General features: G+C 68.3%; 9 protein-coding genes. 3 read left to right on the top strand and 6 right to left on the bottom strand.

Going from position 1 to position 11,461, the window contains the following annotated elements; translation table 11 throughout:
- Window positions 1–535 precede the first annotated feature (535 nt).
- Complete coding sequence (locus RN743_RS00510) at window positions 536–2,605, bottom strand: S9 family peptidase (protein ID WP_310775132.1); 2,070 nt, start codon at window positions 2,603–2,605, stop codon at window positions 536–538.
- Window positions 2,606–2,765: 160 nt separating this feature from the next.
- Between RN743_RS00510 and RN743_RS00505 the strand changes: the two genes are divergently transcribed.
- Both RN743_RS00505 and RN743_RS00500 read left to right on the top strand, forming a co-directional pair.
- The gene (locus RN743_RS00505; RefSeq protein ID WP_310775130.1) at window positions 2,766–5,147 is read left to right on the top strand and encodes a choice-of-anchor B family protein; all 2,382 of its coding nucleotides are present in this window, start codon (window positions 2,766–2,768) and stop codon (window positions 5,145–5,147) included.
- Window positions 5,144–5,632: a DCC1-like thiol-disulfide oxidoreductase family protein gene (locus RN743_RS00500; protein ID WP_310775128.1), complete on the top strand. Its 489-nt coding sequence runs from the start codon at window positions 5,144–5,146 to the stop codon at window positions 5,630–5,632. The genes RN743_RS00505 and RN743_RS00500 overlap by 4 nt, the downstream gene beginning before the upstream one ends.
- A gap of 256 nt (window positions 5,633–5,888) precedes the next feature.
- Here RN743_RS00500 and RN743_RS00495 read toward each other — a convergent pair whose 3' ends face one another.
- From RN743_RS00495 to RN743_RS00480, 4 genes are all read right to left on the bottom strand, one after another.
- On the bottom strand, window positions 5,889–6,296 hold the full coding sequence (locus tag RN743_RS00495) for a PIN domain-containing protein (protein ID WP_310775126.1): 408 nt from the start codon (window positions 6,294–6,296) through the stop codon (window positions 5,889–5,891).
- Between the two features lie 21 nt (window positions 6,297–6,317).
- Window positions 6,318–6,545, bottom strand: coding sequence for a type II toxin-antitoxin system VapB family antitoxin (locus tag RN743_RS00490; protein WP_310775124.1), 228 nt, complete (start codon window positions 6,543–6,545; stop codon window positions 6,318–6,320).
- A gap of 75 nt (window positions 6,546–6,620) precedes the next feature.
- Window positions 6,621–8,450 carry an amidohydrolase gene (locus tag RN743_RS00485; protein WP_310775122.1) on the bottom strand — a complete coding sequence of 610 codons (1,830 nt, stop codon included), beginning with the start codon at window positions 8,448–8,450 and terminating at the stop codon, window positions 6,621–6,623.
- Complete coding sequence (locus RN743_RS00480; protein ID WP_310775120.1) at window positions 8,447–8,992, bottom strand: lipocalin-like domain-containing protein; 546 nt, start codon at window positions 8,990–8,992, stop codon at window positions 8,447–8,449. The genes RN743_RS00485 and RN743_RS00480 overlap by 4 nt, the downstream gene beginning before the upstream one ends.
- A gap of 280 nt (window positions 8,993–9,272) precedes the next feature.
- Between RN743_RS00480 and RN743_RS00475 the strand changes: the two genes are divergently transcribed.
- A complete protein-coding gene (locus RN743_RS00475; protein ID WP_310775118.1) occupies window positions 9,273–10,772 on the top strand; it encodes an Nramp family divalent metal transporter in 1,500 nt (499 codons plus the stop codon).
- 57 nt (window positions 10,773–10,829) lie between these two features.
- Here the strand turns inward: RN743_RS00475 and RN743_RS00470 are convergent.
- Window positions 10,830–11,461: ion transporter (locus RN743_RS00470; protein WP_310775115.1), on the bottom strand; the 632-nt coding region annotated here is incomplete at its 5' end.

The following is an 11,461-nucleotide window of genomic DNA, read 5'->3' as shown; positions in this document are numbered from 1 at the left end:
GCCGGTACAGGCCGGCGTCGAGATGGGCGCAGAGTTCGGCGATCGCGTCGCCGACGGGGTCGCCGGCCAGGGCGGCAGGGTGCGACCCGTCAGCGTTCGGGGCGTCGGGGGTGTCGGGCGTCACATGCATGGCGTTCTCATCCGAATCTCAGGGTTCCAAGGGGGTACGCACTGATACCCCGATCTTCGGTAAATGTTCGGGCCATGTCTCAACGCGCTCTCAACGGGTCTCGACCCATATCGACGACCAGGACGTTCCCGCGGGAACGCCGGCGACCAGGAAGTAAATGCCGTTTCCGGTTGCAAAACATCGACCACGGATGTTGCAAAACTACGATTGCTGGCGTTGCAATACGTCGATCGTAGACGTTGCAGATCGCCAAACCGGCGGCGCTGGGCGTGATTACGGGCAGCCCCTTCGGCTACCGCCGGCCGGATGGCGTGAGCGTCATCCCGGTCGGCGCGCTGGGACCCTGATCGGGCCGGGGCGGTTGGCGCCCCGGCCCGTCACAGTCGTCGGTCAGGAACCGGCGGGTCAGGAGCTGGCGTCGTCGGAGACGGCGCGGGTGGTGTCGTCGTCGTGCGTGCCGAACTTCTCGAACCAGGTGCGCAGGAAGAGCTGCGTGCGCAGGAAGTTCGACGGCGTGCTGCTCGTCCCGTGCCACTCGTTGTGGAAGCGGATCATGGCCGTCGGCACCCGCTCCATCTTGAGCGCCTGGTAGTACTCCTCCGTCTGGGGCATCGGCGTCCGCAGGTCCATCTCCCCCGTCATCAGCATCGTCGGCGTCGTCACGTTGCCCACGTACATGAGCGGCGAGCGGCGCAGGTGCTCGGAGGGATCGTCCCACGGGAAGTGCTCGAAGTTGCGGTACCAGCCGGGGCCGTCCGTCGTCCCGACGAAGGAGAGCCAGTTCGTGACCGGGCAGTTCGCCGAGGCGGCGCGGAAGCGGTCGGTGTGGCCGACGACCCATGAGGTGAGCACGCCGCCGCCGGAGCAGCCGTACACGAACATGTTGTCTTCGTCGACGTAGCCGCGCTCGATGACCTCGTCCACGCCCGCCATCAGGTCATCGAAGTCCTGCGACGGATAGGCGTTCTTGATCGCGTTCCCGAAGTCCGTGCCGTACCCGGAGCTGCCGCGCGGGTTGGTGTAGACGACGACGTAGCCATTCGCGGCGTGCTCCTGCCAGCCGAAGTTGAACCCGGTGTTGTACATCCCGTGCGGTCCGCCGTGGATCGACAGGATGAGCGGATACTTCTTCGACGGATCGAAGTCGGGCGGCTTCACGATCCAGCCCTGGATGTCCCAGTCGCCCACCGACTTGTACCAGATCTCCTCGACCTCGCCGAGCGTGACGCCCGCCAGCACGTCGTCGTTCACGTTCGTGAGCTGCATGACGTTGCCGCCGTCGTCGAGATCGAAGGAGACGACGTCGCCGGGACCGTGCGGCTCGGTCAGCGTGCCCATCGCCTTCCCGTCGTCCGTGAAGGAGCTGAGGCTGAGGAGGTGGTTGCCGCTCGTGACCTGCGTCACGCCGCCATCCACGGAGGCGAAGTGCAGGTTGCGCGTGCCCTCGCGGTTCACGTTGAAGTAGACGCCGCTCCCGTCGGGCGCCCACATGAGTTGCGGGCTCCCCCGCATGCCGCGGTCGAAGTCGCCCGAGATCTGACGCACGCCGGAGCCGTCCGGGTTCATGACGTAGATGTGGGAGTTCCGGTATGTGTCATCGTTCCAGGGCTGTCCCGAATAGGCGACGAGGCTGCCGTCGGGCGAGGGATAGGCGCCCCCGTCCGGCCCGTGCCGCGTGGTGAGCTGCCGGATCGCGCCCGAGGCGACGTTCACCGCGTAGATCTCGGACTCGCGCCAGTTGTACTCGGAGTCCTCCTCCCGCAGCGACGAGAAGTAGATCTCGGTCCCGTCCGCGCTCCACTGGGGGTTGCCGTGGTTCCACATGCCGTCGGTGAGCTGCCGCGGCGTGCCGCCATCGGCCGGGACGACGAAGACGTGGGAGTGCCCCTGGTCGACGTATCCGCGGCGGTCCTGACGGTAGTCCATGCGGGTGACGATCTTCGGGCCTTCCGTCCAGTTGGCCCCCTCCGGCCGGCTCGGCAGGTCGATGGGCCAGCTCTCCGCGTCTTCCACCAGCATGCTGAAGGCGATGTGGGTCCCGTCCGGGGACCAGCGCAGGCTGCCGGGCGAGTGCTCCACCCGCGTGACCTGGGTCGTGGCGCCCTCCGCGTCCATCCAGCGGACCCAGATCTGCGAGCCCTCCGGGTCGCCCGACGCCGTGTAGGCGATGCGCGTGCCGTCCGGAGACCAGATGGCGCCCGAGCCGTCGATCAGCTCCCGCTTGCGGGTGCCGTCGGCGTTCATGATGTAGAGCGTGGACTCCCACCGGTCGTTCATCTGGTCGATCCAGCCGCGCGTGTACACGACGTGCTGGCCATCGGGGGAGATCTGGGGGTTCGAGACCCGTTCCCAGTCCATGTACATGTCGAGGGAGAGGGTCCTCATCCCGTCGCCGTTCTGGGCCGAGACCGGCGCAAGACCGACGAAGAGGAGAAGAAGCAGGCTCGCGGAAGCGAAGCGGGCGGCACGAAGCATGATGACCTCCTGCAAAAGCTGGGTATGTGCAGATCTCTAACGTACGCCGGACAACGCGGCCCGCGAAACCGCCACGGCTGGCGTGTCTGCCGGGGACCGTCGCAGCTTGGAAGCAGTTGGGACGTGAACTGCATTGGACGAAATTCCGGGAGGGAACCTCATGAAGCGGCGAACCCTTTTCTTCGCGGGTCCGACCTTGGCGGCGGGGCTGGCCTTGGCGGCGGGGCTGGCGCTGGCGGGTCCGGCGGTCGTGGGCGCGCAGCAGTTCGGCGGGGCGCTGGCCGTGAGCGGCGACCAGGTGCTGGTCGGCGAAGCGGGCAACGGCACGATGTCCGGCATCGTGTGGGTCTACGGCCTGACGGCCTCGGGCTGGGCGGAGACGGGGCAGGTGACGGTCTCCGATCAGGTGCGGGTCCCGGACGGGTTCGGACGGGCGGTAGCCGCGCAGGGGGACTGGCTGTGGGCGGGCGCGCCGCTCGAGGCGGACGGGGCGGGCGCGGTCTATCTGTTCCGGTCCGACGGGACGGGCGGCTGGGAGCGGACGGCCCGGCTCGATGCGCCGGAGGGCGCGCGGGCGTTCGGGAGCGCCATCGCGCTGGCCGCGGGCGTCGCGATCGTGTCTTCTCCCGCGGCGGATGACGGGCGGGGGGCGGTGTTCTCGTATACGCTGGGCCCCGACGGGTCCGCCTCCGCGGGCATGGCGTTGCGGCGCGCGGAGGGCGTGGCGACCGAGGGGTTCGGCGCGGCGCTGGCCCTCGACGGAGAGACGCTGCTCGTCGGCACGCGGGAGTCCGCCAACGCGGCGCCCGTCGTGTTCGTCTTCACGCGCGGGAGTTCGGGATCGTGGACGGCGACCGGGACGCTCGAGGCGCCGTCGCTCCAGGAGCGCAGCGGATTCGGGGCCTCGCTCGCGGTGCGCGACGGTTTCGCGCTGGTCGGCGCCCCGACCCTCAGGGAGAGCGGCGGGGCCGTCTTCGCCTTCTCGCGGGGCGCCGACGGCTGGGCGATGGAGGCGCGCCTCGGCCCGCTCCTGCCCGAACCCAACGCGCAGTTCGGGTCCTCGCTCGGCTTTGACGGCAACGACATCCTCATCGGGGCGCCGGGCAGCGGCATGGGCGCCGGCACGCTGTACGCCTACCGGCGCGACGCCGAGGGGCAGTGGCGCGAGGCCTCCATCCTCCTGCGCTCTCCGCTCGGCGAGCGCTCGGGCTTCGCCGGCGCGGCGGCGCAATCCGGCGGCCACCTCGTCGTCGGCGCGACCGGCATGGATTCCGGGGCGGGCGCCGCCGTCGTCTACGAGCGCTCCGCCGCCGGCACCTGGGAGGAGGGCGGCACGCTCGTCAACGACTACCGCGGCTTCCCCGCGATCGCAGGTGAGGAGATCGAGTGCAGCGAGGGGCACGCGGATGTGTTCGAGTGCCGGGACGTGAACATCACCGCCTTCATGCCGATCAAGGATCTCGGCGGCACCCGCGCCACGCGCGTCAACGACATCTGGGGCTGGACCGACCCTGAGACGGGGCGCGAGATCGCGATCGTCGGCCGTACGGACGGCACGTCGTTCGTCGACGTCAGCGACCCGTACCACCCGCGCTTCCTCGGCGACCTGCCCGCCACCGAGGGCTCGCGGCACATGATCTGGCGCGACATCAAGGTGTACCGCGACCACGCCTACATCGTCGCGGACGCGGCGCTGGAGCACGGCGTGCAGGTGTTCGACCTGCGGCAACTGCGCGACGTGGGCGCGGAACCCGTGACCTTCGGGGAGACGTTCCTCTACGACGGGATTCACTCGGCCCACAACATCGTCATCAACGAGGAGACCGGCTTCGCCTATGCCGTCGGGAACAGCGGCGGAGGCGAAACCTGCGGCGGCGGCCTCCACATGATCGATCTCACGGAGCCGGCCCAGCCTGTCTTCGCCGGCTGCTTCGCGCAGGAGGGGACGGGACGCCGGGGCACGGGTTACGTGCACGATGCGCAGTGCGTCATCTACCGCGGCCCCGACACCGAACACGCGGGCAAGGAGATCTGCCTCGGCTCGAACGAGACGGCGTTCAACATCGCGGATGTGAGCGACAAGGATGCGCCGGTCGGCCTCGCCACGATCGACTATCCGAACGTCGCCTACGCGCACCAGGGCTGGCTGACCGACGACCACCGCTACTTCTACATGAACGACGAGGGGGATGAGCCGCAGGGTCTCGTGGAGGGGACGCGCACGCTGGTGTGGGATGTGACGGACCTCGACGATCCGATCCTCGTCACCGAGTACATCGCGGAGACGACGGCCACCGACCACAACCTCTACATCGTCGGCGACCTCATGTACCAGTCGAACTACTCCGCGGGCTTCCGCGTCCTCGACATTTCGGACCCCGAGAACCCGGTCGAGATCGGCTTCTTCGACACCTCGCCCTACCAGGGGGGCGCGTCGTGGAGCAACTACCCCTACTTCGAGAGCGGGACGATCGCGGTGACGGGGACGGGTGACGGGCTCTTCCTGCTCAAGAACATGGCGAGACCCCGCCTCGTGCCGTGAACCAGGCGGCTGGAACCGGCGACCGGGGCCCCCGGACCGACGATCCGGGTCCGGAGGGTCCGATCGTCCTCTTCGACGGCGTCTGCAACCTGTGTGCGGGCGCCGTCCGTTTCATCATCCGCCGCGACCGGCGCGGCCGCTTCCGCTTCGCCGCGCTCCAGTCCGACGTGGGACGCCGGTTCCTCGCGGGGAACGGGGTCGAGACACCCGGACCGGGCGAGCCGCCGCCGGAAGCCGCAGAGCCGCCTGAATCCCTGGTCCTCGTCGCGAACGGGCGCACATACGCCAGGAGCGGAGCGGCGCTGCGCATCGCGGCCGGGCTCGACCGCGCGTGGCCGCTGGCGGCCGTCCTCCTCGTGATCCCCGCCCCGCTGCGCGACCTCGTCTACCGCTTCGTAGCCCGCAACCGCTACCGCTGGTTCGGCAAGCAGACCGCCTGCGAGCTCCCACGGACCGACGAAAGCTGGCGCTTCCTCGACGCCTGAAGAAGTCACCTCCAAGCCGTCTTGATAGCCGGATGTGCCCGTACCGGAGAATTGCGTCAGAGCCCTCGAAAGAGGGTTCGGCGGGGGCGGTACTGGTGTACCCGGTGCGGGCTTGACACTCCACCGGCGGGGTTCGATCCCCCGCGCCTCCACCTATCCCTCTGTGCGTCAACCTATTGTGGGCTCGCAGGCCCGTAAAGCTGTAATCCTCCCGGATCATGGCGTGCCTGCTCAACACAGCCTCAAACGGCGCCGGCTATAGAGAACCCCGTGGGGCAACCCACTCGGTTACCTGCCCCGTGACGGCCGCGATCGTGTCGAAATCCGCATCGTAGTGGAGGACGGTCAGGTGCGAGGCCTCGGCAGCGGCGGCAATGATGAGGTCGGCGATCGGCACCCGGTGCTGCGCCCGCCGGGCGAGCAGTCCCTGCACTGCGATGGCTCGCTGAAAGATCGCTTCCGTGAGTGGCACGTGACGGTACGCCAGCGTACGCCGGGCCCGCGCTCGCGCATGCTCCTCGCCATTGCGGGTGGAGTAGAGCACCTCGAGGTCGATGATGGCGCAAGTCGCGGCCTGGCCCGTTTCGATGACCGGCGTGAGTCGTGCGTGGACCCGGGGATGCGCCATGCGGGCCAGCGCGCTCTTGTCGATGAGGTAGGCCACTCGCGTTCGACGTGGACCGGTTCAGGAACGCCAGGCGCCGGCCATAACCTTCTCGTTCGACAGTTCGAGCCCGTCCATCGTCGCCAGGGCCTCGATCTCCTGGCGTCGCGCCTCCCGCCGCAGGACTTCGCGCAACGCGGAGTCGATCGTCTCCTTGATGGAGGACGTCCCGAGGAGGATTCGCACCTGTTCGATGAGCCCGTCGTCGATTTCCACGCTGGTTTTTCTCACTGCGCCCCTTCTTCTCACTCGGCCCTCCGTGGTCGCCGTCACGGATATACAATGTATGGACATTAGTATATCCAACTCAAGAGTGGCGAGATATCACATGCGTTCGTGGACGACGCGGCCGCCGACGATCGTGTACAGGGCCTCGGCCTCGAGCAGGCGCGCGGGATCGTTGCGGCCGGCGTCGACCAGGTCCACGTCGAACACGGCGATGTCCGCCAGCTTGCCGGGTGTCAGCGTGCCCTTGATGTCCTCCTCGAACGAGGCCCAGGCCGGGTTCAGGGTGTAGGCCTCGATCGCCTCCTCGATCGTGAGCCGCTGCTCCGGGAACCAGCCCTCGGGCGGCTCGCCGCTGAGCGTCTGCCGGCTCACGGCCGCGTACAGTCCGTACCTCGGATGGAGGAAGTAGCGGGCCGCGTTCGTCCCGGGACTGTCGCTCCCGAACACGAGCACCGCCCCCGCGTCCTTCAGCGACCGGAACGCGTAGGCGCCGCGGGATCGTCCGCCGATCCGCTCCTCCATCCACCGCATGTCGTCGGAGATGTGGTACGGGTTCACCTCCGCCACGAGGTTGAGTTCGCCGAAACGGTGGAAGTCCGCCTCCTCCACCACCTGTGCGTGGATCATCCGCCACCGGTGATCCACTTCGATCATGTCGTGCTCGCTCAACACGGCCTCAAACAGGTCGAGCAGGATCTTCACCGCCTTGTCGCCGATGGCGTGGATGTGGGGCGGGAGGCCGGTGGGCACCGCCTCCTCCATGAGCCGCTGGAGGTTCCCCTGCGGGAACTCGGCATAGTTCTGGCCGCGGGTGAGGGAGAGGGCGAGGCCGTCGATTCCCTCGGGAAGCATGATCTGGCGCACGATCCCGAAGTTCCCCGGCGCGTGGTCGTACTGCTCGTAGAACATCGCGCTGGAGCCGCCCATGATCCCGTCGACCCAGGCCTTGTAGCCGATGAAGCGGAGCCAGTCGTCGCCGAAGCCGCGGGTGATCCCGAGCCCGCCAGTGTGGGTCACGTTGTCGAGCGAGGGGCGGATGTTGATGCGGGCGGTCAGCTCGCCGCGGGCGTGCAGTTCCTGGTAGGCGCGGAACTGCTCGGAGGTGGTGATGTCCTGGATCGTCGTGACGCCGCCCTCGCGGGCCTCCCGGAGCACGGCGCGGACCTCGGTGAGGCGCTGCTCGAACGACTTCGGCGTGATGGCGGCCCGGACGAGGTTGACGGCCGAGCCCGTGAGGATGCCCGTGACCCGGCCGTCCGCGTCCTTCGCGATCATGCCGCCGGGCGGCGACGGCGTGGCGTCGGTGATGCCCGCCATGTCGAGCGCGAGGCTGTTCGCGAGGTAGACGAAACGGTCGAAGCGGTTCACGAGGACGGGGTGATTCGGGGTCACGTCGTCGATGAGGTCGCGGTGCGGCGTGAACGGCCCGCCGGCACTCGCAGCGGCGGCCTCCGCGCCGGCCTCCGCGGCGCCCTCCTCCCCTTCGCGGCCGGTCGATCCGACCTCCCACTCCTCGTAGGCGCCCCAGTCGCCGCGCGTGATCCAGCTTCCGGGCGCCAGGCGCTCGGCCGCGCGCGCGATCTCCTCGCGGAAGCCCTCCGGCTCGTGCACCTCGAGCAGGTTCACGCCCACGATCAGCGCCCCGGTGCTCTCGACGTGCACGTGGCCGTCGTTGAAGCCGGGCGAGACGAAGGCGCCATCCAGGTCGATGACGCGCGTGTCCGGTCCCACCAGCGCCTCGGCCTCCGCGTTCGACCCGACGACGGCGATGCGCTCGCCACGGACCGCGATCGCCTCGGCCTCCGGCCGCGCCTCGTCGAGTGTGTACACGTCTCCGTTGATGAGGACGAGATCCGCCGGCTCGTCCGGACCGCTTCCTCCGCACGCCGCTGTCAACGCGACGGCCGCGATCAGCCATTTCTTCATCGTTGTCCTCGAACTCTCTCCCAGACGAGCGTTCCCACCGCGCCTCCGCCGCGCGCGGGGTCCGGTTCGGTGCTCAGAATCAACCGGTCCGGCCCGTCGAAGGTGAACGCGCGGGGCCGGTCCGAGCCGACCCAGCTCGGCAGCAGCGCGCCCTCCACATGGTGCGTGACGACACCCGCCTCCATGTCGACGGTGTAGTCCCCATAGTAGGAGAAGAAGCCGCCCAGGATCGCGTCGCGCATCTCCTGTCCGGTGGCTTCCGCGGCAGCGGGGAGTTCCCGCCCCACCTGCATCAACTGCGCGGACATGCGGCCATCGGCCGTGTAGGCGATCTGCCCGGCGGGATTTCCGTCGTAGGGAAGCGTCACCTCGCCGGCGGCGGTGCGGCTCTCCCACGAGGCGAGCGACCACGCCCCGACGAAGGGGTTGTCCGCGTCGGCGGCGGGTTCCGGGGCACAACCCGCGGCTAAAGCCAAGGCCAAGGTCAGCGTCAAGGTCGGGGCGCAGCAGATGCGGCGCACCGGGGGATGGGTCGCAGACATTCGCACCTCCGCTTCGCTGGGCCGCGCGTGTCTTCAGCGGTCTGGCGGCCCGTGGCTACCAGGGACGATAGGCCCGATCCCGGCGCCGTTCCACTGCAGCTCCACTGCGGCTTTTCCCCGCAACGTTTTCGGCCACGTTCCCGCGGGAACGTTTTGAGCCTCGGCCGCGCACGGATCGCCGACCCTCTCGGCAGGGCGCGATGTCCCTTGTACCTTCCGGGTCCGGCCCGAAAGGCAAGGGCGTGAAGCAGTGGTCCCTGAACGGGGGAACACGACACGAATGTCCGATCGCGAATCGATGGCCGACGACGGATTGAATCCGGAGGACTTCACCCTCCCGTCGCTCCGGCCGCGCGATCTGCTCGCCCACTTCGGGCCCGGGCTGATCCTCATGATGACGGGGATCGGCACGAGCCACGTCGTGACCGCGCCCACCGCCGGCGGGCGCTTCGCCTACGCCCTCCTCTGGTGCCTGCCCGTCGCGTACGTCTTCAAGTACTACGGGTTCGAGATGGCCTTCCGGTTCACCAACGCCACCGGGAAGAGTCTCCTCGAGGCCTATGCCACGGCGCGCTGGAAGTGGCCGCTCTGGTACGTGATGGTGACGACGCTCATCCAGTGCGCCATCGGCCAGGCGGGGCGTCTGATCGCGGCCGCCGCGGTCCTCTACTACCTGTTCAGCGAATACCTGGGCCTTCCCGTCCCGCTCGAAGCGTACGCCGCGCTGCTCGGCGTGGTCTCGGTGGCCATCATCCTGCGGGGGAGCTACAAGGCCGTGGAGAACACCACGAAGGCGCTCGCGGGCGTCCTCGTCCTCTCGTCGGTCGCCGTCTACATCGTCCAGCCGGCGCCGCTGGCCGAGATGGGGAACTTCTTCCTCTTCGAGATCCCGGACGGGTCGTGGCTCGTGATCGCGGGCTTTCTGGGCCTCCTGCCCACCGGCATCGACGTCTCGCTGCAGGCGTCGGAGTGGGGGAAGGCGAAGCGCGCGGGCATGAGCAACGTCCGCCCGCACCTCGAGGCGACGGGCCTCGCGCCTCGCTTCGACCCCTTCACGTCGCCGGCCTCCGACCTAACGGTCGATACCTCGCGGCTCTCCCCGCACGCGCGGGAGTACTGCCGGCGCTGGTTCCGGATCGGGCTGTGGGACTTCCGGACCGGGCACGTCGTCTCCTTCGTGCTCGCGGCGATCTTCGTGCTGCTCGCCGCGGTGTGGCTCTATCCGAGTCCGATCGAGGGACGCGCCGTCATGGGAGAGATCGCGGGCATCTTCACGCTCAGCGTGGGACCGGGGATGATGATGATCTTCATGCTCGGCGCCCTCGCGGCCACCTATTCCACCGCCTTCAACTACTTCGACGGATGGCCCCGCATCGTCGGCGCCTGCTGCCGGAACCTCTTCCGCCCGACGGCGCGCCTGAACGGGATATCGCCCGAGGATCGAGCCGATCCGGAACGGCGGCGGACCTGGAACTCCGAGTACAACATCTACCGGATGACGATGTTCTACTCGCTCATCGCCTCGGTCCTCTACATCACGTTCGACCCGCGCCCGGTGTTCCTCGTGCTCGTCGCGTCGGCGCTCGCCTTCTTCGTCGCGCCCGTGATCTACTTCTTCAACCTCTATTTCTGCCTGAAGGTGATCCCGAAGGAGGACGATCTCTTCTACCCGTCCTGGTTCGCGCGCTGGTTCGGGGGGTTGAGCCTGCTGATCTTCACCGGCCTGTGCGCGATCCTGATCTTCGCGCGCGTGTTCCGCATCCCCCTGTTCGGCGCGTAGCTCAACGCGCCTGGCTCAACGCGCCTGGCTCAACGCGTCTGGCTCAACGCGCCTGGCTCAACTCTCGGGCTCGGACCGCCGGGCGCGCCGTTCATCGTCCATCGCTCGCGACATGCCGGTCGCGACCAGCCCGGCCGGCACGGCCACGATCCCCATCCCGCAGATCAGAATGATGAACGTGAAGATCCTGCCGCCCACGGTGACCGGGTAGGCGTCCCCGTATCCCACCGTCGTCAGTGTCACGACCGCCCACCACAGGCTGTGGAACACCGATTCGAACTTTTCGGGCTGGGCCTCGTGTTCGAAGTGATGGATGCCGAGAGCCGCGATATACAGCAGAACCAGCGTGGCGAAGAGAAACACCATCGCCTCGTTGCGGGCGTACCTCACGGCGGTCAGCAACCGCGTCATGGCCGTGCTGTACTGCGCGATCTTGAAGAGCCGGAATACGCGGAGCAACCGCAGTCCGCGAACCGCCCGCAGGTCGATTCCGACAGACAGGAGCGAGAGGTAGAACGGAAGAAAAGCGACGAGGTCGACGATGCCGTAGAAGCTGCGGACATAGGCCCATTTGTTCTCGGCCGCGACGATCCGCACGACGTACTCGATCGTAAAGAGAACGACGATGGCGATTTCACAGACGGCGAGCGCCGCCTTCCATGCGGGGGACAACTGGTGGAGGGTGGACA

It is taken from the genome of Candidatus Palauibacter scopulicola (assembly GCF_947581915.1).
In the GTDB taxonomy this organism is placed as follows: domain Bacteria; phylum Gemmatimonadota; class Gemmatimonadetes; order Palauibacterales; family Palauibacteraceae; genus Palauibacter; species Palauibacter scopulicola.
The sequence above is the reverse complement of the archived record's forward strand: the minus strand, read 5'-3'. Positions and strand labels throughout refer to the sequence as shown.

Excerpts from the sequence above, each read along its gene's own strand:
- RN743_RS00510 (WP_310775132.1), bottom strand. The coding sequence starts at position 2,605 with ATGCTTCGTGCCGCCCGCTTCGCTTCCGCGAGCCTGCTTCTTCTCCTC.
- RN743_RS00505 (WP_310775130.1), top strand. The coding sequence starts at position 2,766 with ATGAAGCGGCGAACCCTTTTCTTCGCGGGTCCGACCTTGGCGGCGGGG.
- RN743_RS00485 (WP_310775122.1), bottom strand. The coding sequence starts at position 8,450 with ATGAAGAAATGGCTGATCGCGGCCGTCGCGTTGACAGCGGCGTGCGGA.
- RN743_RS00480 (WP_310775120.1), bottom strand. The coding sequence starts at position 8,992 with ATGTCTGCGACCCATCCCCCGGTGCGCCGCATCTGCTGCGCCCCGACC.
- RN743_RS00475 (WP_310775118.1), top strand. The coding sequence starts at position 9,273 with ATGTCCGATCGCGAATCGATGGCCGACGACGGATTGAATCCGGAGGAC.